Raw genomic sequence first — 21,241 nt, forward strand, 5'->3', positions numbered from 1 at the left:
GTCGTCCGATGTCCTCGGTCGACGCCCCCTTCGGTCCCACGGGAGAGCTTGAGCCGCGGCGGCCGTGGTCGCCGACCTCGGCGGCGGTACGGCCAGGTGCAGCTCCGGCTCATCACCTGTGCGGGTGACTGCGACCGTAGGGCCAAGGACTGCACGGACAGCCTGAGCAGCTGCCGGCTTTCGGGCCGGCCGGTCACCCGCGTAGTGCATACGAGTCGCGCGCCGCCGGGGGCGGACTCAGGATCGAGGCACGCCGACGTCACACCGAAGTGGCCGACGCTCGTCCGCCTCTGCCCCCACGAAGGAGATGTGCACAGGATGACCACCACGTCTGAACGTGTTTCGGAACCGCTGACGCGACAGCCGTCGCAGCGTGTCTCCCAGTCCGTGTTCGACGGCTCCAGGCTCCGTGTCGTCCTGCTGGTGGACGTCTACGACGGCGCCCAACAGCAGTTCCTCGAGGCGTACGAGCAACTGTGCAACCAGGTCGCGTCCGTCCCCGGGCATGTCAGCGACCAGCTGTGCCAGTCCATCGAGAATCCCTCCCAGTGGCTCATCACGAGTGAGTGGGAGAGCGCTCCGCCCTTCCTCACCTGGGTGAACAGCGAGGAACACGTGCGGATGGTGGAGCCCCTGCACAGTTGCGTCCGGGACACCAGGTCGCTGCGCTTCCACATCGTCCGCGAGACCGGCGGCCCGACGGACGCCGAGCCCGAGAAGCGCCGGCTCCAGACGTCGCCCAGGATCGGTGACGGCCTGATCCGTCACGCGCTGACCTTCACGGTCAAGCCGGGCAGTGAGGAGACTGTCGCCAAGATCCTCTCCGGGTACGCCTCACCGGAGCCGCAGGTCGACGACACCACCCGGCTGTGCCGCACCTCCCTGTTCATGCACGGCAACCGGGTGGTCCGGGCCATCGAGGTGCGGGGCGACCTGCTCGCCGCGCTGCGCCACGTCGCCCGGCAGCCCGAGGTACGGGCTGTCGAGGAGGCCATCAACCCCTATCTGGAGCAGGACCGGGACCTCGATGATCCCGAGTCCGCCCGGGTCTTCTTCACCCGCGCGGCGCTGCCCGCCGTACACCATGTGACGGCGGGCCAGGAGAGCCCGGACGCTGTGCGGCACGCCCTGTACTACCCGGCCCGCGAGGGCTGCGGTCTGCGGCTGGCGGAGTTGCTCGCCCGGCAGGACGAGGCGGCGGCGGACGATCCGCACGGGCCGGTGCTGCGCAGCACGATTTTCCAGCGCGACGACGTCGTGGTGCGGCTGGTCGACGTGCGCGGCGGGCTCGACACCGAGCCCGGCCCCGTGCTCGGTCTCGCGGACCGCGGTCAGGCGGCCGAACTGACGGAACTCCTCGACGGCGAAGCCCTCGGGGCGGACGGCTCGGCGCTGAGGGACGGCACCCCCGCTCGCCTCCTCACGGTCTCCCGTATGGAACTCGTCACCGACCGCCGCGCGCCGGACGCCTGAATCCCAGCGCCCGGGCCGTGACGGCCAAGCCCTCATGTCGATGCAGCACATGTTCGGAGGAACGTCGTGATCAAACGCCATCCCGGAATCGTGGATGTCAGCGAGGTCGAGCCCAACACTCGGCGCGGTGGCGATCTGCGCGCCATGCTCACCCCCACCACAGTGGGCTCCAGCAGCGGTTTCATGGGCGTGGCCATCGTGCAGCCCGGCGACCGCATCGCTGAGCACTACCACCCGTACTCCGAGGAGTTCATCTACGTCGTCTGCGGGCAGCTCGAGGTGGACCTGGACGGCGAGCCCCACCCGCTGCAGCCCGAGCAGGGGCTCATGATCCCCACCCACATGCGGCACCGCTTCCGCAACGTCGGCAATGTGGAGGCCCGCATGGTCTTCCACCTCGGCCCGCTGGCTCCCAGCCCGCCGCTCGGCCACGTCGACACCGAGGACGCCGACGGCGTACCGATCGCGGTGGAGGCGGCCCACGCGGGCGGGGGCGGAACGGCCGAGCGACGTCAGGTGCGTTCATGACGAGGCGCGTGGCGGTCACCGGCATAGGCATCGTCGCCCCGGGCGGTATCGGAGCACCGGCGTTCTGGGATCTCCTGGCCAACGGTCGCACGGCGACACGGGGCATCACGTTCTTCGACCCGGCCGGGCTGCGGTCGCGGATCGCCGCCGAGTGCGACTTCGACGCGGCGGCCCACGGGCTGGACGCGGAGCAGGTCGCACGGTGCGACCGGTACATCCAGTTCGCCCTGGTCGCCGGGGAGGAGGCGATACGGGACTCCGGTCTCGATCTCGCCGTGGAGAACCCCTGGCGGGTCGGGGTCTCCCTGGGCACCGCGGTCGGTGGCACCACCCGGTTGGAGCACGACTACGTTCTGGTCAGCGACCGTGGGCAGCGCTGGGACGTGGACCATCGGGAGGCCGGTCCGCACCTGCAGCGCGCGTTCTCGCCCAGCACCCTCGCCTCGACGGTGGCGGAGCGGTTCGAGGCGCGCGGGCCGGTGCAGACCGTCTCCACCGGCTGCACCTCGGGGCTCGACGCGGTCGGGTACGCCTTCCACACGATCGAGGAGGGCAGGGCCGACGTCTGCATAGCCGGCGCCTCGGACTCGCCGATCTCACCGATCACCATGGCCTGCTTCGACGCGATCAAGGCCACGTCGCCGAGCAACGACGACCCCGCCCACGCATCCCGTCCCTTCGACGCCGACCGCAACGGCTTCGTCATGGGTGAGGGCGGCGCGGTACTCGTCCTGGAGGAGCTGGAACACGCCCTGGCCCGCGGCGCGCACGTGTACTGCGAGATCAGCGGCTACGCCACCTTCGGCAACGCCTACCACATGACCGGGTTGACCAGCGAGGGCCTGGAGATGGCCCGGGCCATCGAGGACGTCCTCGGCCAGGCCCGGCTCGACCCCACAGCGATCGACTACGTCAACGCGCACGGCTCGGGCACCCAGCAGAACGACCGGCACGAGACGGCCGCGGTCAAGCGGGTCCTGGGCGCGCACGCCTATGACACGCCCATGAGCTCCATCAAATCCATGGTGGGCCACTCCCTCGGCGCGATCGGGGCGATCGAACTCGTCGCCTGTGCACTGGCCCTGACTCACCAGGTCGTCCCGCCCACCGCGAACTACGAGACCCCGGACCCCGAGTGCGACCTGGACTACGTGCCGCGCGTCGCTCGTGAGCGAAGACTGAACAGCGTGCTCTCCGTGGGCAGCGGGTTCGGCGGCTTCCAGTCCGCGGTGATCCTGACTCTGCCGAGGGAGAAGACACGATGAGCGAACCGCATCCTCGGCGCGCGGCCGTCACCGGAATCGGCGTGGTCGCGCCCAACGGAACCAGCACCGAGACCTTCTGGAAGTCCACCCGGGAGGGCATCAGCGTCCTGGACCGGATCACCCGGGAAGGGTGCGAGCACCTGCCGCTGCGGGTGGCCGGCGAGATCCGGGGCTTCGACCCGCCGTCGGCGATCGAGGAACGCTTCCTCGTCCAGACCGACCGGTTCACGCACTTCGCGATGGCCGCGGCCGACCTCGCACTCGACGACGCCCGCCTTCCCCGGTCCGACACCGACGCCTCGCCGTTCTCCGTGGGCGTGGTCACCGCGGCCGGTTCCGGCGGCGGCGAGTTCGGACAGCGGGAACTGCAGCAGCTGTGGGACAAGGGCAGTCGCTTCGTCGGGCCGTACCAGTCCATCGCCTGGTTCTACGCCGCGAGCACCGGCCAGATCTCCATCCGCCGCGGCTTCAAGGGCCCCTGCGGGGTGGTCGCCTCCGACGAGGCCGGCGGTCTGGACGCCCTGGCGCATGCGGCGCGGGCCGTGCGGCGCGGCACCGATGTGATGGTGGCCGGCGCGACCGAGGCGCCACTGGCCCCCTACTCGGTGGTCTGCCAGCTCGGCTACGAGGAGCTGAGCACCGTCGAGGACCCGGATCGCGCCTATCGCCCGTTCACCGCCGCGGCCTGCGGATTCGTGCCCGCCGAAGGCGGCGCCATGCTCGTCGTGGAAGCCGAGACCTCGGCCCGGGAACGGGGCGCGCCCGTGCGGGCCACCCTCGCGGGACACACGGCCACGTTCACCGGTGCCTCCCGCTGGAAGCAGTCCCGGGAGGGACTGGCCGAGGCCATCCGGGGCGCCCTGCACGAGGCCGACTGCGCCCCCGAGGAGATCGACGTGGTCTTCGCCGACGCCCTCGGCGTACCGGAGGCGGACCGTGCCGAAGCGCTGGCCATCGCGGACGCCCTGGGCCCGCACGGCACCCGCGTCCCCGTCACCGCGCCGAAGACCGCCATCGGCCGGGGCTACGGCGCGGCGCCCGTGCTGGACGTCGCCGCGGCGGTGCTCGCGATGGAGCACGGCGTGATCCCACCCACCCCCAACGTCTTCGACGTCTGCCACGACCTCGACCTCGTCACCGCCCGCGCCCGTGCCGCCGAGTTGCACACGGCGCTGGTCCTCAGCCGAGGACTCATGGGGTCGAACTCGGCGCTGGTGCTACGGCGCGGCGCCACCGACGCCTCGTAGCGAGGCGTCCCCAGCACCCATCACGAAGCAAGGAGAAACCACATGAGTGACCGAATCACCGTGGAAGAGCTGTCCGAGCTCATGAAGAAGGCCGCCGGAGTCACCGTCGCCCCGCAGGAACTCGAGCAGCGGTCCGACTCCGGCTTCGACGCCCTCGGCATCGACTCGCTCGGTCTGCTCGGCATCGTGGGTGAGCTGGAGAACCGGTACGGCACGCCGATGCCTCCCGACGCGGAGAAGAGCAAGAGCCCCCGGCAGTTCCTCGAACTCGTCAACGGCGCACTTCTGGCAGGAGCGTGACATGACCGGACACACGCAGAACGAGATCACCATCGCCGCACCGGTCGACCTGGTCTGGGACATGACCAACGACGTCGAGAGCTGGCCACAGCTGTTCAGCGAGTACGCCTCCGTCGAGATCATGTCCCGAGAGGGGAACAGGGTCACCTTCCGGCTGACCATGCACCCCGACGAGAACGGCAAGGTGTGGAGCTGGGTCTCGGAGCGGGAGACGGACCGCGACGCGCTCAGCGTGCGTGCTCGCCGCATCGAGACCGGGCCCTTCGCCTACATGAACATCGTGTGGCAGTACGAGAAGGTGCCCGAGGGCACCCGGATGGTCTGGACCCAGGACTTCGCGATGAAGCCGGACGCACCGGTCGACGACGCCTGGATGACGGACAACATCAACCGGAACTCCAAGGTCCAGATGGCCCTGATCCGGGACCGTATCGAGCAGGCCGCCATGGAACGTCGGGCCGTGCCGACGCTCTCCGACTGAGCCGGACGGAGAACAGACGATGCACCAAACCCTGATCGTCGCCCGTATGGCCCCGGGGTCGGCCCTGGACATCGCCAAGGTGTTCGAGGAGTCGGACCGGGGAGAACTGCCGCACCTGGTGGGAGTCGCCCGGCGCAGCCTCTTCCAGTTCGACGACGTGTACCTGCACCTCATCGAGTCCGAGCGGGACCCCGGACCCGCCATCGCGAAGGCGGCCGGGCACCCCGAGTTCCGGGACGTCAGTGAGCGGCTGTCGGCGTACGTCACCGCGTACGACCCGGCGACCTGGCGTTCACCGAAGGACGCGATGGCGCACTGCTTCTACCGCTGGGAGCGGGACGCCACCTCCTGAACCACCCATGGAACCGCCGGTCGCCGGACACACGAGGATCGCGTGCCCGGCGACCGGCGGTCTACGGGATCTTTCCGGGGGACTTGGTCACCCGGGGACGGTGCAGTCGAACGCGTGCAGGTAGGGGTTGACCGGGCGAACGTCGTCGATGACCAGGCCCGCGTCCGTCAGCCTGCCGACCATGCTCTCGGTGGTGTGCTTGGCCCCTCCGACATTGAGGAGCAGCAGCAGGTCCATAGCGGTGCTGAACCGCATCGAGGGCGTGTCGTCGACGAGGTTCTCGATGACCACCACCCGCGCTCCGGGACCACCCGCCTCGATGACGTTGCGCAGGGTGCGGGTGGTGCTGTCGTCGTCCCACTCCAGGATGTTCTTGATGATGTACACATCAGCCTGGACCGGGATGGCCGCGCGGCAGTCACCGGGCACGATGCGCATCCGGTCCGCGAGCGCGCCTCCCGCGCGCAGCCGTGGGTCGGCCTTGTCCACCACGCGCGGCAGGTCGAGCAGGGTGCCGTGGAGCGACGGGTACTTCTCCAACAGGCTCGCGACCACATGCCCCTGACCGCCCCCGATGTCAGCGACGGACTTGCTCCCCGACAGATCGAGGAACTGTGCGACATCCCGCGCCGACTGCACGCTGGACGTCGTCATGGCGCGGTTGAAGACGTCGGCCGATTCCGGGGCGTCCTCGTTGAGGTACTGGAAGAACTCCTTGCCGTACAGGTTCTCCACGACGTTGCGGCCGGTGCGCACCGCCTCGTCCAGCATCGGCCACGCGTCCCAGGTCCAGGGCTCGGTGCACCACAGTGTGATGTCGCGCAGGCTGTTCGGGTCGTCCTCACGCAGCAGCCGGGACATGTCGGTGTGCGTGAACGTCCCGTCCTGCTGCTCGGCGAAGATGCCGTAGCAGGACAGGGCCCGCAACAGCCGTCGCAGCGGCTTCGGTTCGGTCTTCACCGCCGCCGCGAGGTCCTCCGCGGCCAGCGGGGTGTCACCGAGGGCATCGGCGACCCCCAGCCGGGCGGCCGCGCGAAGGGCGGCGGCACATGCCGCCCCGAACACGAGTTCCCTGAGCCGCATGGACGGCGGTGGGGCGGCCTGTGCGGCCTGCGCGGCCTGCGCGGCCTGCGCGGCCTGCGCGGCCTGCGCAGTTTGCGTGACCTGTGTGGTCTGTGCGGTCGTCATGTGCCGCCTTTCTTCTTCGAGTTCATGAGCGACCACGGCCGGTCAGCACAGTCCGGCGGGCTTGGACGCCCCGCAGGAGTTGCCTTCGAAGGTGTTGCTCTTGCCGGTGTCCGCGTTGACGAGGTCCGCCGGGGCGTTGCCGCTCAGCTGGTTGCCGGTGATCCGGTTCCGCTCGCCGGGGGTCCCCACGAAGCTCTTGACCAGGACGATGCCGCCCGACATCGAGGATTTACCGGCGTTGTCCGTGACCCGGTTCCCCGTCACCAGGGTGTCCTCGGTGCCGGTCAGGACGATGCCGGAGCCCTGCAGGGCCTCCAGCCGTTCGGTCTTCGGGCAGGACTTGTTGTTCCGCTCGACGAGGTTGTCGCGCACGGTCAGGGCGCCGGCCCTCGGCTTGTTCTCGTCACCCACGACGAAGACGCCCGCGCAGTTTCCGGTCATGAGGTTGTCCGCGACGGTGAGGTTCCGCAGGCGCCGGACGGTGATGCCGATCCGGTTGCCCTCCAGGCGGTTGCGTGCGACCACCGTTCCTTCGGTGTCCGCGGCGCCTTCCTCGGCCTTGATGGCGTTGGCGAGGAACAGGCCGGCGTCGCCGTTGTCCCAGGCAACGTTCTTCCGGAACACACCGCGGACCGAACGCTCCTGGGCGATGCCCCACACGCCGTTCTTCACCGCGGTCACGTTCCGCACGGTCAGCCCGTCGGTCGCCAGGGCGAACACTCCGGACTTGGCAAAGCCGGTCACGGTCAGGGAAGCGACGGTGACGCCCTCGACGTTACGGTCCTTCGTCCCGACCACGCAGATGCCGTTGCCGTCCTCGGCACAGCGGTTGGTGGCCTTCTTCGTGCCCGGTGCGATGACAGTGCTGCGGCCCGTGCCGCGCAGGGTGAGCCCGGACGTACTCACCCGGACACTCTCGCGGTACGTGCCGGGGGTCAGGAGAACGGTGTCTCCCGATTCGGCGGCGTCCACCACTTTCTGGATCGACTCCCCCGGAAAGACCACGTGGGTCCTGTGGTCGGCAACAACCGGCGGGGCGGCCCCAAGCCCCGTCCCGATCAGCGCTGCGGTACACGCCAGGAAGGCGATATGGCATTTCGTCATATTCCGCACGGTATGACCTAAAGGTCTGTAAACAGGTCGGATAGTCCATCCGGTGGCGTGTCATGCGCGTGACGTCAACACAGGTCGCGTGATCCGCTACGACCACCGCGACACCGGCCGCTCCACCTGGGCGTACGACCAGCGGCCGCAACTCCTCATCGCCGACCGTCCCGACCCGTTGCTCAGCGGGACCCTGATCGGCACCAGCGCACTCAGTCGAGAACTGGCGGCTACTGGGCGGCGATCAGCTTTCCTTCGACGCCGAGTTTGCCCGCGCCGACGCCTGTCGACATCCCCGGCATGGGGCGCGCTCCCCCGTGAGGCACCCTCTTGGACCGTGAAGCGCCACTCAGGTGACCGGCGAAGCTGGGCAACTGCGCGGCCGGCCCGACCCCGCGCGCAGGGCCAGGCCGGACGGCTCAACGGGGCGCCGTCAGCCCTGGCGGGCCTTGAAGCGCGGGTCCTTCTTGTTGATGACGAAGACCACGCCCCGCCGGCGGACCACCTGGGCCCCCGGTTTGGACTTCAGTGAGCGCAGGGACTTGCGCACCTTCATGGGTCTGCTCTCCTCTTACTCTCGCGGCAGCCCGCGGTCAGTGCTGAGCCGCGGCCGGGCGGCCGTAGCGGCGCTCGAAGCGCTCCACCCGGCCGGCGGTGTCCACGACCCGCGAGGCCCCGGTGTAGAACGGATGGCTCGCCGAAGAGATCTCGACGTCGATGAGCGGGTAGCTGTTGCCGTCCTCCCACTCGATCCTCCGAGCCGAGCTCGCCGTGGAGAGGGTCAGGAATGTGGCGTCCGCGGCGCGGTCGCGGAAGACGACCGGCCGGGAGTCGGGATGGATACCAGGCCTCATGGGGTTTCCTTCCTTGTGGTCACCTGATGGCAGAGGTGTGGTTCAGCGTTGCTCCCGGAAGGGGACGTGCTGCCCGGCTACCGGGTCGTACTTGCGCAGGACGAGCCGGTCGGGGTCGTTGCCGCGGTTCTTGCGCGTCACGTAGGTGACGCCGGTCCCGGCCGTCGACCTCAGCGTGACGACGGGACGCGCGGTGTTGCGTGCCATGAGGTCCTCCTTTCGCCCACATCACCGATATTGATCGGTGCATGTCAGCTTCGAGCCATGTAACACCGGCTCCCGCCGCCTCATTCCCGACCCGGCGAAGCGCCCCCAGCCGCACGGCGTCTCCCGCGTGTGGTGAACGATGCCGCCGACGACGCAGCCCTGCTCTGGCAGAAGGTCGTTGCGCGGCTCGCGCGGTGGCGCAACCCTTCCGCGCGGGCCTGCTGTTCGGTGCCGCGAACGAGGAGATCGACGGCCCGGATCCCTTGGAGCCAGAGGGAGTTGACGCACCGTATGCTCCGGTGCGCCTGTGGCCGACGGCGTTCCACGTGAGCTGAGCGGGTCTCGAAGGCGCTCTCTCGCCACCGGGCGTGCGGGTCAGACCCGCACAGAGATGCGGCGGCCGGGTTCAGGGCCGCGGAATGTTGCGCAGGTTGGTCCTGGCCAGGTCGAGCATCTTGCCCACGCCTCCGTTGAGTACCGTCCTCCCCGCCGAGAAGGCGAATCCCTTCACCTGTTCGCCGGAGATGTGCGGCGGGATCGACAGTGCGTTGGGATCGGTGACCAGATCCACCAGACAGGGGCCGTCGTACGCCAGCGCCTCCCGCAGGCCTTCGCGGATCAGGCCGGGTTTCTCGATGCGGATCGAGTGGATTCCGACCCCCGCGGCGATGGCGGCGTAGTCCACCGGCTCGTGGTCGGTCTGGTAGTCGGGCAGGCCGTCGACCATCATCTCCAGCTTGACCATGCCGAGGGAGGAGTTGTTGAAGACGATCGTCTTGACCGGCAGCTTGTGCAGCTTGACCGTGAGCAGCTCGCCCATGAGCATGCCGAGCCCGCCGTCTCCCGACATCGAGATCACCTGACGGCCGGGATGGGCGAACTGGGCACCGATGGCGTGCGGGAGTGCGTTGGCCATGGTGCCGTGGAGGAATGAACCGATCACGCGGCGGCGGCCGTTGGGCGTGATGTAGCGGGCCGCCCACACGTTGCACATGCCGGTGTCGACGGTGAACACCGCGTCGTCGGCGGCGAGTTCGTCGAGGATCGACGCCGGGTATTCGGGATGGATCGGCACGCGGTGCTCGACATTGCGGGTGTACGCGGAGACCACGGTCTCCAGGGACTTGGCGTGGTGGCGCAGCGTCCGGTCCAGGTACGAGCGGTCGCGCTTCGCCTCGACCAGCGGCAGCACCGCGCGCAGCGTCTCGCCCACGTCGCCGTGCACGCCCAGCTCCAGCGCGGTCCGCCGCCCGATCCGCCCCGCGTCGTGGTCGATCTGTACGGTGCGGGCCTGCGGCAGGAAGTCGTCGTAGGGGAAGTCGGTGCCGAGGAGTACCACCAGATCGGCCTCGTGCATGGCGTCGTAGCAGGCGCCGTAGCCGAGCAGTCCGCTCATGCCGACGTCGTACGGGTTGTCGTACTGGATCCACTCCTTGCCGCGCAGCGTGTGCCCGATGGGCGCGTGCACGCGGCCCGCGAGCTCCATCACCTCGGCGTGCGCGTCCCGTACGCCGGCACCGCAGAAGAACATCACCTTCTCGGCCGCGTTGAGCTTCGCCGCGAGTTCCCGCACCTGCTCGGTCGGCGGTACGACCCGGCCGCGGGCGGTGACGAAACTGCTCGATCCGGTGGGGTTGGTGGCGGGCGCGTGGGACAGGTCCCCGGGCATGACGAGCACCGACACCCCGTTGTCGGCCAGCGCACGCTGTACGGCGATCCGCACCATGCGGGGCATCTGCGACGGCTGGCTCACCATTTCGCAGTACTGGCTGCACTCGGTGAACAGCCGTTCCGGGTGCGTCTCCTGGAAGAACCCGGTGCCGATCTGCTTCGACGGGATGTGGGAGGCGATCGCGAGCACCGGGGCGCCGGAGCGGTTCGCGTCGTACAGCCCCTGGATCAGGTGGGTGTTGCCCGGGCCGCAACTGCCCGCGCACACCGCGAGCCGCCCGGTCAGCTGCGCCTCGGCCGCGGCGGCCAATGCCGCCGCCTCCTCGTTGCGCACATGGATCCACTCAATGCCGTCGGTACGCCGGATCGCATCCACGACGGGATTGAGGCTGTCGCCGACGACGCCGTAGATCCGTTCCACCCCTGCTTGTCGCAGAACATCGATCAATTGCTGTGCCACGGTCGGTGCACGCACCAGGGACCTCCTTGAACGGGTTTGTCGACAGTTCGGGTACCCCATTGGGGGGTGGAAGCGGGGCGAAGTTGGTCGTAGTGAGGGGTTTCACGTATGGGGTGACCAAGACACCTTGCGCCGCCGACGCCCCCGGCGTCGACCGCCTCGCGGACCGGTGTCCGTGTTTCCCCGAGTCGGCCGCCGACACCACCGTCCTGGGCCGTTGGAGGCGAGGTCGGCGCCGACCTCCCCGACAGGTTCGGGGGCGGAAGGGCAGACTTGCCACTGTGCGGTCCCCGCCCCGCCGGCCCCTTCGACTCGTCGGCGCCCGCGGCGCCTGGGAGAGTGAGACTCGCTCAGCCCGCCTTGGTCTTCGTGGCGTTCTCGGCCAGCCAGTGGTCGAAGTTCTTGAGCGCCGGGTTGAGTTCGCGCACCTTGTCCAGATCGCGGGGCGCCGGTGAATTCCTGGTCGAAGTCGCCGTAGTACTGGAACATGTTGGCGAGCTCCTCGGCGGCGGGGACGTCGAGGGAGCGGAAGACGTCGTAGGGCACCGACTGGAAGCGCACCGGCTCGTCGAGCGCGGCTTCGAGCTTCGCGGCGTACTGCGCCCCGGTCAGGTGGTCGCCCGCCAGGCCGATGGTCTGGCCGACGAACCGCTCACCACCCTTGAAGACGCCGAGAGCGGTGCGGCCGATGTCCTCGACGTCGACACCGGAGAGCAGCTTGCCGTCCTCCAGCGGCAGGGGCAGCGTCAGTACGCCGTCCTCACCGCGCTGGGGCCCCACCTGGGTCAGGAAGCCCTGGAAGAAGAAGGTGGTGTTGAGGAAGGTGGTGGGGACGCCGGCCTGGCGGAAGAGTACGTTGGCTTCGCCCTTGGCGTCGAAGTGCGGCACGTTGCACTTGTCCTGGAGTACGGGCATCCGCTGGTCGTCCAGCGGCAGCAGTTCGCGGGTGTCCTCCAGCGTCGACCGGACCACGTGCTTGAGGCCTGCCGTCTTGGCGGCCCGCACCAGGACGTTGATCTCCTCCGTCTCCTTGGCCGCCGAGGCGTGCGCCCAGAAGTTGGTGACCAGGAAAGCGCCGTAGGCACCCTCGAACGCCTTGTGCACGCTGGGCTCGTCGTGGAAGTCCGCCCGCACGACCTCGGCGCCCAGCGCGGCGAGTTCCCTGGCGGCCGGCGAGTCGGGATTCCTGGTGAGCGCGCGCACCGCGAAGCCCGCATCCGGATCGGCGAGGATCGCCCCCGCCGCACCCCCGCCCTGACCGCCTGTCGCCCCGGTGACCGCGATGACCCTCTTGTCGTTCATGACTGACTCCCCTGCCAAGAGACGTTGGGTTGACAGACGTTAGGTTCATGCGTCAACCAGAACCTAACTCCGCGATGGATGATGCGTCAACCTTTTCAGGCAGGCATGGCGGCGTTTCATTGCCATGCAAACCGCGCTGGCCGGGCGCCTGAACGCGCACCTGCAGAAGGACAGCGAGCTGTCCTCCGCGGACTACTCGGTCCTGGTGGCGCTCTCCGAAGCACCAGGGGCACGCGCCAGGGCTGTCACCCTCTGCGAGGAAACCGGCTGGGAGAAGAGCCGCCTCTCACACCATCTCCGCCGCATGGAACAGCGCGGACTGCTGCGCCGCCAGGAGTGCCCGGAGGACAGCAGGTACTCCGACATCGTGTTGACCGACGCCGGACGCTCCGCGACAGAGGCAGCCGCGCCATGCCATGTGGCGCACGTACGCGAGTGGTTCATCGACACGATGACACCGGAACACACCGCGTTCGGCGCGATATGCGAAGCCGTGATCGCCAGGGTGAACGCGTCGGCGGACGACCCTTGCCGCATCGGCCGCCGGCTCGGAGCGGACCTGCCCGACTCCGAACAATGAGCACGGACGACGCCGTCCGACACTCCCGCTCTTCGCCCCTCTCGTCGAGGACCGCTACCCCGGGCCGGTCCGGCCGCATTGAGCAGTACGCGAGCGGCACCGCCCACACGCGTCACGGGTCACGATCGTCTCCTGGAGACCACGCATCCATGCGGACGTGGCCCCCGCCACCCGTCGGACAGGACGTCGGCCTGATCCGCACCGCCGACCTGGCCGCCACCGCTGAGCACGCGATCCGGCACGGCCGTGAAGTGCGCGCGGATACCCGCGTCCGGAGTGCTGTGGCGGTGGTCGGGCAGCAGTACTGGAGCCTCTTTAGCGCCGCCCCGGGTCGTTCACCCAGGTCAGCGGACCCTTCCCCGTGCTTTCAGTGGCACCGGCGGCAGTTCGGGAGCGGGCAGTGGTGCCCCGTCGTATCCCTTCACCTCGCCGAAGCGGGTACCGGTCATCCACTCCGAACGAGCCTGTGCGATGTCTTCCTGGGAACGCCCGACGAAGTTCCACCACATCACCATCTTCTCCTCGAAGGGTTCGCCCCCAAGCAGCAGCAGTCCGCTGTCGCTGAGGGCGCGCAGGGGAAGTTCGGTCCGTCCGCAGCCGAGGTAGAGCATGGATCCCGGGTCCAGGCGCACCCCGTCGACCTCGGTGGCTCCCGACATCGTCAGGACGGCGTACTCGAAGTCGGGGTCGACCGGCAGTCGTACGTCCGCGCCCTCGGCGAGTGCGAGGTCGGCTCCGACCAGTGGCGAGTACGTCGTGCCCGGCGAGACCGCGTTGTCCAACTCGCCCAGGATGACGGTGGCGGTGAGGCCGGGAGCCGTGACGAGCGGCAGGTCGGCATGGTGTTCGAAGGCGGGAGTGACGCTGCGGTGGGTGTCGGGGAGGGCGACCCACAGCTGGGCACCGTGCAGGAATCGGGGGTGATGCTGGGTGCTCTGCTCGGCGTGGGCGATGGCACGGCCCGCCGTCATCAGGCCGAGTTCGCGCGCGCGGATCGTTGACTCACTGCCGATGCTGTCGCGGTGCAGCACTTCGCCGGCATGCAGCCAACTGACCGTCTGCAGACCGGTGTGCGGGTGCGGCGGGACCCGCATGCCGGGCTCGTCGGCGATGTCATCAGGGCCGTAGTGGTCCACGAAGCACCAGGCGCCCACCATCCTGCGCCCGAGGTTGGGCAGCAGTCTGCGGACCACGGTGGAGCCGCCGAGATTGGCCTCCCGAGGACTCAGGAGTTCTCTGACCGGGCGCGCGGAGACGTCGGATCGCCCGCCGCAGAGGCGGGCAGGGGGATGGAGGTCGAGATTGCTCATGGGCGGTGGCCCCTTTCGTCAGTGGGCGTTGGCGGGAGTGTCGGGATGGTGCCGAGGCGGCTGGTGGCGGGCGCCGAGGGAGACGAGCGGAGTGCCGCCGCGCACGGCGCGGGTGACCGGGCTTCGCTCGGCGATCTCCAGGAGGCGCGCACACTTGCGCCTCGTCGAGAGCACCCAGCAGGTCGATGCGCCGGGTGATCCGGACCGCCTTCCCCGGTCCCTTTTCGTAGGCCAGGTGGACGCGGACACCGTCCAGGGGCCAGCTCTTGCGCTGGGCGTACATGCGCAGGGTGATGGCCGTACAGGAGCCGAGCGCCGACAGCAACAGGCCCACGGGGGACGGCGCGGTGTCGCCTCCGCCGACCGAGACGGGCTCGTCGGCGGCGATCAGGTGCCGGCCGGCCCGGATGTCCACCCGGTAGTCGGCACCGCTGCTGGTGACCACCGCCGCGGCAGCCCGCACGTAAGAAGTGGCCGATGCCGCCGTGGGCGTTTCCTCCATCTCCGGAACCACCCGGTTCACAGTCCGAACCGGGCGCGCTGCGCCTCGGGCACCAGGTCGACGTACTCGGGGTGCTTGGAGATCCAGCCGCGGATGTAGGGGCAGTACGGGAGCACGGCGAGCCCTTGCTCCCTGGCCGAGTCCAGGGCCGCGCGAGCGAGTCTGCTCGCCAGGCCGCGGCCCTCGAAACGGGGGGCGACCTCGGTGTGAATGAAGGCGATCTCGTCCTTGAACCGGTGGTATTCGGCGAAGCCGGCGAGCTCCTCCGCCTCATGGATTTCGAAACGCGACCGGTCCGGGTTGTCCGTCACCAGGGATTCCATAGCTCCTCCTCAGTTGCCGTCACAGATGTCATCGCCTGTTGGGCCAAGGGCCCGGGGAACGAGCACGCCCCCCAGCATAGTTGATAAGTCAACGAGCGTGCTGGAACAGCTCGACCCGCTCGACGAAGAGGTGGTCCCCGTCCTGCACAAGGAGTTCGCCAAGAACCGCCCCGCGAACATGCCCGCCGGCCCCACCCATGCCGCACTGCTCGCCGCGCGCGAGGCCGAGGCCGAATCCGCGGGCTCGGCGGCCTGAAGCATGCGGAAGATCCCAAGGGCTGCAAAGAGGAACGGAAGGAAACCATGAACGCCCTGAAGCTTGTGGTCGTCTCGGCGGGTCCGGGCCCGCCCTCGTCCACCCGGCTGCCGGCCGACCGCCTCACCGAGGCCACCCGGCAGAGGCTGGAGGACGCGGAACACCCCGGTGGACGTCCGCGTGGTCGAGCTGCGTGACCTGGCCTCCGACATCGCCCACAACATGGTGACCGGCTTCCCCGGTCCGGCCCTGGGCGAGGTGCTGGAGGCGGTCGCAGAAGCGGACGGAGTCATCGCGGTGACACCCGTCTTCAGCGCTACCTACAGCGGGCTGTTCAAGTCGTTCTTCGACGTCATCGACAACACCGCTCTCCTCGCAAGGCCCGTACTCATCGCAGCCACCGGCGGCACCGCCAGGCACTCGCTCGCCCTGGAGCACGCCCTGCGCCCACTGTTCAGCTATCTGCGTGCGGTCGTCGTGCCCACCGCGGTGTACGCGGCCGCCGAGGACTGGGATTCGGCTGGTGACGAGCGCACCGACGGCCTCGCCTCCCGAATCAGCCGTGCCGCCGGGGAACTGGCCGTGCTGATGGGCGGGCATCCGACGTGCGCTACGGACCACGGACGGCGTTGCTCCGTTCGCGCAGCAGCTGGCCGCGTCGACCTCGACACTCCCCTAAAGGTTGACGCATCAACCTGGCTTGGATATGTTGTGGATGCATCAACCATCTCCGATCAACCAACTCCGTGATCGCAAACTCGCAGCCGAGCGCTGGGACGGCGATAGCCTCCAGTCGTCGGATTCCCAAGGAGGACAAGTGACGGTCAAGGTCATCGACGTACCCGAAGCGCGCCGCTACGAGGCCACGGTGGACGGGTGGTCCGAGGTCGCGGGCTTCTCGCAGTACATCCGTACACCGGAACTGATCGCGTTCCTGCACACGGAGGTCGATCCGAGGTTCGAGGGCAGGGGGGTCGGTTCCGCCCTGGCTCGGACCTCCCTCGACGAGGCACGCGCCGCGGGGCTGAGAGTGCTGGCCACCTGCCCCTTCTACGCAGCCTGGATCGGCGGCCACCCCGAGTACGCCGACCTGCTGTACCAGGCCCGGAGCAAGGTCAGCGACTGAATCGGCCGACCGGCCTAAGACGTAGTGAGGAAGACCGGTATGAGCGGCAAAGCCCAGGTGAAGGCCTACACGGCGCCGGAGATCACCGTGACCTTCGAGGCGAGGCGCTGTCTCCACGCCGCCGAGTGCCTCAACGGCCTGCCCGAGGTCTTCGACGCGAGCAGGCGTCCATGGATTCAGCCCGAGGCCGCCTCCGGAGACCAACTGGCCGAAGTGGTGCGCCGCTGCCCCTCGGGAGCGCTGCAGTACGAACTGGCGGACGGCGGGAGAGAGACTCCGGACCGGCCCACCCACATCACCCGGACCCCTGCCGGACAGCTGCTTGTGCGCGGCGAGATGTCGCTGGACACGCGGGAGGGGACGCACACCGAGACCAGGGCCGTGCTGTGCGGCTGCGGGAAGAGTCAACTGCAGCCGTACTGCGACCACTCCGGCCCCTGCGGCCAGTGACACCGGCGGCGACCGCCGCCCCACCCGCTTCCCTGAACCGTTGCCCCGGCATGAATGAGGAGCTGAACAGAATGTCCCTTGCAGTGCAGTTCTCCGAGTACGGCACCAGCGAAGTGCTGCGCATCGTGGACGTTCCGGCGCCCGCCCCGGGCCCCGGGCAGGTGCGGCTCGCGGTACGGGCGGCGGGCGTCAATCCGTTCGACTGGAAGGTCATGCACGGGTTCATGAGCCAGATGCTGCCTCTCGATCTCCCGGCGGGTCTCGGCTCCGACGTGGCCGGTGTGGTGGACCAGGTCGGGGAGGGAGTGACCGCTTTCGCCGTCGGCGACGAGGTTCTCGGGACTTCGCGCACCCCGGCCTATGCCCAGACCACGGTCGCCGACGCCGCCGCGCTGGTCACCAAGCCGGCCACCATTGCCTGGGACGTCGCCGGAACTCTTGCGGGTTCGGGCGGAACCGCGTGGACGGTCCTCGACCGCCTCAAGGTCACCCAGGGCGAGACCCTGCTGATCCATGCCGCATCCGGTGGCGTGGGCGCGTTCGCCGCCCAGCTCGCCGTGGCCCGTGGCGTGCGCGTGATCGGCACCGCGAGCCAGGACAACCACGAACGGCTGCGCTCGCTCGGCGTGATCCCCGTCGCCCACGGCGAGGGACTCGCCGACCGGGTACGGGCGATCGCCCCCGAGGGAGTCGACGCCGTACTCGACGCCTCCGGCCGCGGCGAGATACCGTTGTCGATCGAACTCGCGGGAGGCCCCGAGCGCGTCCTCACCCTCCTGGCCTTCGACACCGGCCACCTGGGCATCCAGGTCCACACGGACGGCCCGAGCGGCAACGGCATCAGGGCGCTGCACGACATCCTCGCCCTTATCGAGGAAGGACGGCTGCACGTCCCGATCTGGCGCACCTTCCCCCTCGCGGAGGCAGCCGCCGCACTCGACCTGAGCCGTACGGGGCACGTCGGCGGCAAGATCGTCCTGCTGCCGTAGCCATCGCTCTCGCCCCAGCATCCCCCTTCCCGGAAGAACAGGTCCACAGCAGTTACCCGAGGAGCACCAGGCCCGGGCGCAGTGGGCCATGACCATGCTGATGAGGCGGCGGCCGGCTCGCCTCACGCCGCGCTCGCCGCCTCAGCTGAAGGGCCGTGATCCGCGCCGCGTTCCTCCCGCGCCCGGCACTCGTCAGCCGCCGATCAGGCGCCTCCCGCGCCCCGTCACCTGTCAGGCGCTGGAACCTCCCGCCGCACCGCCGACCGCCAGGCGCCGCTCCAGAGGTCGGATCGCCACGCTCGCCGTCAGCGCCAGGCAGCCGACGACCCCCCACGGCAGCACCCGGTTCACGCCGTACAGGACGCCGAACAGGCCGGGCGTCACCATGTCCGCCATCGCGAACGAGTACTGGAAGGCCGCCAGATAGGTCCCTCGCACCCCCGGAGGCGCCGCCTCCGCGGAGAGCGCGTTCGAGGCCGGCCCGTGCAGCATCTCCGCCGTCGCCCACAGCAGCATCACCAGCGCCAGGTAGCCGACCAGCAGCGGCCCCCGCGGCAGCAGTACCGCCATGGCGGCGGCCACGCACCAGGCCGCCCACAGCCGGCCGCCCCAGGCCATCGCGCCGCCGCGGGAAGTGCGCCGTCGGGAGCGGCGGGTGGCCTCGCCCGTACAGGTGGCCACGACCACCGTGGTGATCGTGAGGAAGGCACTGACCGCCCAGTCCGGCGCGCGGAGCCCGCGGATCACGTAGACCGGTACGCCCACGGCGAGGAAGACCGTGCAGATGTTGAACAGGACGTTCACGCCGATCAGCCCCAGATACGGCCGGTTGCGCAGCAAGTGCCGTACTCCCTCCGAAGGTTGACCGTCAGGTCCGCCGGCCGGCCGCCGTGCACCGCGTACGAACAGCCCGACGGTCACCGCCGCGACGACGAAGGAGATCGCATCCGCCAGCACCATGCCCCGGTACGCGTGCTGCGAGGCGAGCGCGAGCAGCACGCCCGCGAGCACCGTGCCGGCGCCGGTGCCGGCCGCCCGGATCATGCCCGCCCGGGCGAACCACTGGTCCCTGGCCTCTCCGTCCGCCTGCTCGGAGATCAGCGCGAAGACCGACGACCAGTACACCCGCAGCCCCACCGCCTCGACCAGCGCCGCGAGGAACAGCGACACCGGACCGGCCACCCCCAGGTACAGGAAGAACCCGGCGGCCTGCAACGACAACCCCGCGATCACCACCGACCGCGGGCCGATGCGGTCGACGATCCGTCCGACGAGCAGCGGCAGCAGGAGCGAGCAGGCGGTGGCAGCGGTTAGCAGCAGGCCGACGCCGCTCTCCGACAGGTCGGTGACGGCGAGGAAGTAGACCATGGACAGCGGGAGATAGAGCCCGGTGCCGACGGCGTCGATGACCAGGGCCATCGGTATCGCCCAGGCGGCGCCGTCGCGGGCTCGCGGCCACCTCACGGCTTGCCGGGTGCGGCGAACGCCGCCACTCGGCGTCCGTCCGGGGATGGGATGCCGACCGCCCGGCCCGTATCACTCGGCGCGGCTGCGCCGCGGGCTTCCTGCTGCCGGGCGCTGCTCGTACGCACTGGGCAGCCCTCCAATCCTGCTGTGGGTCACCGGGATCTGCCGGAAACGCCTCCCAGCGCACATCCAAGGCACCGCACGTGGCAGTGGAAGCGTTGACGCTGTGTCAGAAGCAGCCGGGTGAAGCGGTACGACTGAGGGCGCACGCCAGGCGGATGCACGCCTCATGCAGGCGCCAGCCGACGGATCTCGGTGAGCACCGTGTCTGTGTAGGGACGTACGCGCGCCTTCAGTTCCCGGCTCCAGTTCTCCTCGGAATAACGGCAGTTGAGGTACAGCTTTCTGGCGTGTTCCAGGACAGGGCGCTGATCCGGAGGGAGCCGGACGAGGGCCCAGTCGGCCGCGGCGTCCTTGGGCCTGATCTCACCGGTGGCGAGCGTGGTCCAGATGCGCGCCAGGGTCAGGACGACGTTGCGGGTATCGCTCTCCAAGTCGTCGAGCAGGCCAGGGATGCCCGACACACTGGCCCGGATCAGATCCGCATGGGGGACGCGATCCAGAACCCGCACCGGCGGCGGGCCGCTGACGGCGTGGTTACCGGAGAGCACCATCGATATCAGCAGGGCCAGATCCGGCATCGGCCCCGGCAGAGGCGGCCCGCCTGCCTCGAACTCGTCGCGCAGCCACTCGCCGTAGAGAAAGTCACCGTTCGGCGGGAACCGCCATGGGCGGACTTCGGACTGGACGACAACAATGAGCTCGACCGGGCGGGCTGTGTCAGGCGCACCGGAACCGGAGATCTTCAGCAGCCCGTCGAGCAGCGCCTGCCGTTCCCGACCGTTCATGCGCCGCCGAGAGACGACAAGGATGTCCACGTCGCTGGCCGGTTTGAGACCCCCAAGCACGCAAGACCCGTGGAGATACGTTCCGATGACCTCGGGCCCCAGCACTCGGCCGACCAGGTCCACGATCTTCCGCAACTGGTCCATCGCACCAGCGTGGCACCCCGGCTCGTGCGGCCGCACCTGCATATCCGAGACAGCGCGCGACACGGCACCGCCCTTCCAGGACAGCGGCGAGTCCGGATTGACCAGGCCGGCGCGCTGTGCGGATCGTCACGCGTTGCTCGTCGATCAGTCGGGTGTCTCGGCCGAGTCGGAGTCATTGGACGGCGCGGACCGCTCGATGTCGTTGGTCGCGGCCCAGCAGGTTCAGGGCGTCCTGCGAGGCTGACGCGGGCTAGGCGGTGTAGATGTACGGGATCTGGGCTGCGTCCGTTGGAGGACGCCGGCCGCAGCGTTGAACGGCATGTTTCGCAGAATGGCCTCGTCAGTCGTCAGATAACCAGCCCGTGGATGACGACCACGGCCAGGCAGGCCAAGGGGAATGCCCAGCCCCCGGGGTCGAAGGCGTACGGCACGTCAAGGCCCATGGTGAAGAAGCCCGTCATGGCCAGTATCAGCAGCAGACGCTCGAGCACCGCGTCGGGCCGCACGGCGTTGGTCAGCCAGCCGAACCCGCTGCACATCCACCAGACGACGACCATCGGGAGAAGTCCCTTGAGGAGGCCTTCCCATCCGGGGTGGGACTCCACCGAGTGGGTGACCTGGGTGACGACGAAGACGAACACCAGATCGAAGAACAGCTCGGTCGGAGTCACCCGGCCCCGCGTGCTCTCCGAGCTCCACAACCGTCTGCGAACGCGAGAGGTCTCGCTCCGTCCTTCTGTGCTCATGACTGTGC

The 21,241-nt window shown here is 69.4% G+C and carries 24 protein-coding genes and 4 pseudogenes; 14 read left to right on the forward strand and 14 right to left on the reverse strand.

Translation table 11 applies throughout. The features are described from left to right. Window positions 1-318: 318 nt before the first annotated feature. The 7 genes from AC5P09_RS14175 to AC5P09_RS14205 all read left to right on the forward strand — a co-directional run bounded on the left by AC5P09_RS14175 (window position 319) and on the right by AC5P09_RS14205 (window position 5,646). Window positions 319-1,473: a SchA/CurD-like domain-containing protein gene (locus tag AC5P09_RS14175; protein WP_493874229.1), complete on the forward strand. Its 1,155-nt coding sequence runs from the start codon at window positions 319-321 to the stop codon at window positions 1,471-1,473. 66 nt (window positions 1,474-1,539) lie between these two features. Next, window positions 1,540-2,001, forward strand: coding sequence for a cupin domain-containing protein (locus AC5P09_RS14180; RefSeq protein ID WP_493874230.1), 462 nt, complete (start codon window positions 1,540-1,542; stop codon window positions 1,999-2,001). After that, the gene (locus AC5P09_RS14185) at window positions 1,998-3,266 is read left to right on the forward strand and encodes a beta-ketoacyl-[acyl-carrier-protein] synthase family protein (protein ID WP_493874231.1); all 1,269 of its coding nucleotides are present in this window, start codon (window positions 1,998-2,000) and stop codon (window positions 3,264-3,266) included. The genes AC5P09_RS14180 and AC5P09_RS14185 overlap by 4 nt, the downstream gene beginning before the upstream one ends. After that, window positions 3,263-4,513, forward strand: coding sequence for a ketosynthase chain-length factor (locus tag AC5P09_RS14190; RefSeq protein ID WP_493874232.1), 1,251 nt, complete (start codon window positions 3,263-3,265; stop codon window positions 4,511-4,513). Before AC5P09_RS14185 ends, AC5P09_RS14190 begins: the two co-directional genes overlap by 4 nt. A 42-nt stretch (window positions 4,514-4,555) precedes the next feature. Next, entirely contained in the window at window positions 4,556-4,813 is a 258-nt protein-coding gene (locus AC5P09_RS14195; protein WP_266451935.1) for an acyl carrier protein, read from the forward strand. Between the two features lies 1 nt (window position 4,814). After that, window positions 4,815-5,294: an SRPBCC family protein gene (locus AC5P09_RS14200; protein ID WP_493874233.1), complete on the forward strand. Its 480-nt coding sequence runs from the start codon at window positions 4,815-4,817 to the stop codon at window positions 5,292-5,294. A 19-nt stretch (window positions 5,295-5,313) separates the two neighbouring features. After that, window positions 5,314-5,646 (forward strand): TcmI family type II polyketide cyclase, encoded by a 333-nt coding sequence (locus tag AC5P09_RS14205; RefSeq protein WP_266451933.1) that lies wholly within the window; start codon window positions 5,314-5,316, stop codon window positions 5,644-5,646. Between the two features lie 87 nt (window positions 5,647-5,733). Here AC5P09_RS14205 and AC5P09_RS14210 read toward each other — a convergent pair whose 3' ends face one another. Together AC5P09_RS14210 and AC5P09_RS14215 are read right to left on the reverse strand one after the other, a co-directional pair. Beyond that, complete coding sequence (locus AC5P09_RS14210) at window positions 5,734-6,834, reverse strand: methyltransferase (protein ID WP_493874234.1); 1,101 nt, start codon at window positions 6,832-6,834, stop codon at window positions 5,734-5,736. Between the two features lie 42 nt (window positions 6,835-6,876). Further along, window positions 6,877-7,938, reverse strand: a complete 1,062-nt coding sequence (locus AC5P09_RS14215) for a right-handed parallel beta-helix repeat-containing protein (RefSeq protein ID WP_493874235.1) — start codon at window positions 7,936-7,938, stop codon at window positions 6,877-6,879. Window positions 7,939-8,023: 85 nt separating this feature from the next. Between AC5P09_RS14215 and AC5P09_RS14220 the strand changes: the two are divergent. After that, window positions 8,024-8,155: pseudogene (locus AC5P09_RS14220) on the forward strand (alpha/beta fold hydrolase); the annotation flags it as partial. Window positions 8,156-8,371: 216 nt separating this feature from the next. Here AC5P09_RS14220 and ykgO read toward each other — a convergent pair. The 5 genes from ykgO to AC5P09_RS14245 form a co-directional block, all read right to left on the reverse strand. Beyond that, a complete protein-coding gene (gene ykgO / locus AC5P09_RS14225; RefSeq protein ID WP_266451931.1) occupies window positions 8,372-8,494 on the reverse strand; it encodes a type B 50S ribosomal protein L36 in 123 nt (40 codons plus the stop codon). Window positions 8,495-8,531: 37 nt separating this feature from the next. Next, a complete protein-coding gene (locus tag AC5P09_RS14230; RefSeq protein ID WP_493874236.1) occupies window positions 8,532-8,792 on the reverse strand; it encodes a type B 50S ribosomal protein L31 in 261 nt (86 codons plus the stop codon). A gap of 42 nt (window positions 8,793-8,834) precedes the next feature. Continuing rightward, a complete protein-coding gene (gene rpmG / locus AC5P09_RS14235; RefSeq protein ID WP_266451929.1) occupies window positions 8,835-8,999 on the reverse strand; it encodes a 50S ribosomal protein L33 in 165 nt (54 codons plus the stop codon). Between the two features lie 406 nt (window positions 9,000-9,405). Then, the gene (locus AC5P09_RS14240; protein WP_493874237.1) at window positions 9,406-11,145 is read right to left on the reverse strand and encodes a pyruvate dehydrogenase; all 1,740 of its coding nucleotides are present in this window, start codon (window positions 11,143-11,145) and stop codon (window positions 9,406-9,408) included. A gap of 87 nt (window positions 11,146-11,232) precedes the next feature. Continuing rightward, window positions 11,233-12,432 carry an NmrA/HSCARG family protein gene (locus AC5P09_RS14245; RefSeq protein WP_493874238.1) on the reverse strand — a complete coding sequence of 400 codons (1,200 nt, stop codon included), beginning with the start codon at window positions 12,430-12,432 and terminating at the stop codon, window positions 11,233-11,235. Window positions 12,433-12,556: 124 nt separating this feature from the next. On the opposite strand from AC5P09_RS14245, the gene AC5P09_RS14250 reads away from it, so the two are divergent. Beyond that, window positions 12,557-13,012 carry a MarR family winged helix-turn-helix transcriptional regulator gene (locus AC5P09_RS14250; protein ID WP_493874239.1) on the forward strand — a complete coding sequence of 152 codons (456 nt, stop codon included), beginning with the start codon at window positions 12,557-12,559 and terminating at the stop codon, window positions 13,010-13,012. A 344-nt stretch (window positions 13,013-13,356) separates the two neighbouring features. Here the strand turns inward: AC5P09_RS14250 and AC5P09_RS14255 are convergent, their stop codons facing one another. The 4 genes and pseudogenes from AC5P09_RS14255 to AC5P09_RS14270 form a co-directional block, all read right to left on the reverse strand. After that, a complete protein-coding gene (locus tag AC5P09_RS14255) occupies window positions 13,357-14,322 on the reverse strand; it encodes a pirin family protein (RefSeq protein ID WP_493874240.1) in 966 nt (321 codons plus the stop codon). Between the two features lie 18 nt (window positions 14,323-14,340). Continuing rightward, on the reverse strand, window positions 14,341-14,496 hold the full coding sequence (locus AC5P09_RS14260) for a hypothetical protein (RefSeq protein WP_493874401.1): 156 nt from the start codon (window positions 14,494-14,496) through the stop codon (window positions 14,341-14,343). 52 nt (window positions 14,497-14,548) lie between these two features. Further along, window positions 14,549-14,824, reverse strand: a pseudogene (locus AC5P09_RS14265) (OsmC family protein); the annotation flags it as partial. 17 nt (window positions 14,825-14,841) lie between these two features. Then, window positions 14,842-15,147 carry a GNAT family N-acetyltransferase gene (locus AC5P09_RS14270; RefSeq protein ID WP_493874241.1) on the reverse strand — a complete coding sequence of 102 codons (306 nt, stop codon included), beginning with the start codon at window positions 15,145-15,147 and terminating at the stop codon, window positions 14,842-14,844. Between the two features lie 94 nt (window positions 15,148-15,241). On the opposite strand from AC5P09_RS14270, the pseudogene AC5P09_RS14275 reads away from it, so the two are divergent. From AC5P09_RS14275 to AC5P09_RS14295, 5 genes and pseudogenes are all read left to right on the forward strand, one after another. Continuing rightward, window positions 15,242-15,403 (forward strand): annotated as a pseudogene (locus tag AC5P09_RS14275) (5,10-methylene tetrahydromethanopterin reductase); the annotation flags it as partial. Window positions 15,404-15,450: 47 nt separating this feature from the next. Beyond that, a pseudogene (locus AC5P09_RS14280) lies at window positions 15,451-16,082 on the forward strand (FMN reductase). 138 nt (window positions 16,083-16,220) lie between these two features. Further along, window positions 16,221-16,529, forward strand: a complete 309-nt coding sequence (locus AC5P09_RS14285; protein ID WP_493874242.1) for a GNAT family N-acetyltransferase — start codon at window positions 16,221-16,223, stop codon at window positions 16,527-16,529. A gap of 39 nt (window positions 16,530-16,568) precedes the next feature. Next, window positions 16,569-16,979, forward strand: coding sequence for a (4Fe-4S)-binding protein (locus AC5P09_RS14290; protein ID WP_493874243.1), 411 nt, complete (start codon window positions 16,569-16,571; stop codon window positions 16,977-16,979). Window positions 16,980-17,050: 71 nt separating this feature from the next. Further along, window positions 17,051-17,968, forward strand: a complete 918-nt coding sequence (locus AC5P09_RS14295; protein WP_493874244.1) for an NADP-dependent oxidoreductase — start codon at window positions 17,051-17,053, stop codon at window positions 17,966-17,968. A 231-nt stretch (window positions 17,969-18,199) separates the two neighbouring features. Here the strand turns inward: AC5P09_RS14295 and AC5P09_RS14300 are convergent, their stop codons facing one another. The 3 genes from AC5P09_RS14300 to AC5P09_RS14310 all read right to left on the reverse strand — a co-directional run bounded on the left by AC5P09_RS14300 (window position 18,200) and on the right by AC5P09_RS14310 (window position 21,158). Continuing rightward, entirely contained in the window at window positions 18,200-19,432 is a 1,233-nt protein-coding gene (locus AC5P09_RS14300; protein ID WP_493874245.1) for an MFS transporter, read from the reverse strand. 290 nt (window positions 19,433-19,722) lie between these two features. Beyond that, window positions 19,723-20,487: an aminoglycoside adenylyltransferase family protein gene (locus AC5P09_RS14305; protein ID WP_493874246.1), complete on the reverse strand. Its 765-nt coding sequence runs from the start codon at window positions 20,485-20,487 to the stop codon at window positions 19,723-19,725. Between the two features lie 347 nt (window positions 20,488-20,834). Beyond that, entirely contained in the window at window positions 20,835-21,158 is a 324-nt protein-coding gene (locus AC5P09_RS14310) for a low temperature requirement protein A (RefSeq protein WP_493874247.1), read from the reverse strand. Window positions 21,159-21,241: the final 83 nt, after the last annotated feature.

The organism is Streptomyces sp. a15 (assembly GCF_059026085.1).

Bases quoted from the DNA above. Each gene is read 5' to 3' on its own strand.
- AC5P09_RS14230 (WP_493874236.1), bottom strand. From the start codon at position 8,792: ATGAGGCCTGGTATCCATCCCGACTCCCGGCCGGTCGTCTTCCGCGAC.
- AC5P09_RS14245 (WP_493874238.1), bottom strand. From the start codon at position 12,432: ATGAACGACAAGAGGGTCATCGCGGTCACCGGGGCGACAGGCGGTCAG.
- AC5P09_RS14305 (WP_493874246.1), bottom strand. From the start codon at position 20,487: ATGGACCAGTTGCGGAAGATCGTGGACCTGGTCGGCCGAGTGCTGGGG.
- AC5P09_RS14250 (WP_493874239.1), top strand. From the start codon at position 12,557: ATGCAAACCGCGCTGGCCGGGCGCCTGAACGCGCACCTGCAGAAGGAC.
- AC5P09_RS14205 (WP_266451933.1), top strand. From the start codon at position 5,314: ATGCACCAAACCCTGATCGTCGCCCGTATGGCCCCGGGGTCGGCCCTG.
- rpmG (WP_266451929.1), bottom strand. From the start codon at position 8,999: ATGGCACGCAACACCGCGCGTCCCGTCGTCACGCTGAGGTCGACGGCC.
- AC5P09_RS14255 (WP_493874240.1), bottom strand. From the start codon at position 14,322: ATGAGCAATCTCGACCTCCATCCCCCTGCCCGCCTCTGCGGCGGGCGA.
- AC5P09_RS14215 (WP_493874235.1), bottom strand. From the start codon at position 7,938: ATGACGAAATGCCATATCGCCTTCCTGGCGTGTACCGCAGCGCTGATC.
- AC5P09_RS14175 (WP_493874229.1), top strand. From the start codon at position 319: ATGACCACCACGTCTGAACGTGTTTCGGAACCGCTGACGCGACAGCCG.
- AC5P09_RS14290 (WP_493874243.1), top strand. From the start codon at position 16,569: ATGAGCGGCAAAGCCCAGGTGAAGGCCTACACGGCGCCGGAGATCACC.
- AC5P09_RS14295 (WP_493874244.1), top strand. From the start codon at position 17,051: ATGTCCCTTGCAGTGCAGTTCTCCGAGTACGGCACCAGCGAAGTGCTG.
- ykgO (WP_266451931.1), bottom strand. From the start codon at position 8,494: ATGAAGGTGCGCAAGTCCCTGCGCTCACTGAAGTCCAAACCGGGGGCC.
- AC5P09_RS14185 (WP_493874231.1), top strand. From the start codon at position 1,998: ATGACGAGGCGCGTGGCGGTCACCGGCATAGGCATCGTCGCCCCGGGC.
- AC5P09_RS14270 (WP_493874241.1), bottom strand. From the start codon at position 15,147: ATGGAATCCCTGGTGACGGACAACCCGGACCGGTCGCGTTTCGAAATC.
- AC5P09_RS14200 (WP_493874233.1), top strand. From the start codon at position 4,815: ATGACCGGACACACGCAGAACGAGATCACCATCGCCGCACCGGTCGAC.
- AC5P09_RS14210 (WP_493874234.1), bottom strand. From the start codon at position 6,834: ATGACGACCGCACAGACCACACAGGTCACGCAAACTGCGCAGGCCGCG.
- AC5P09_RS14195 (WP_266451935.1), top strand. From the start codon at position 4,556: ATGAGTGACCGAATCACCGTGGAAGAGCTGTCCGAGCTCATGAAGAAG.
- AC5P09_RS14190 (WP_493874232.1), top strand. From the start codon at position 3,263: ATGAGCGAACCGCATCCTCGGCGCGCGGCCGTCACCGGAATCGGCGTG.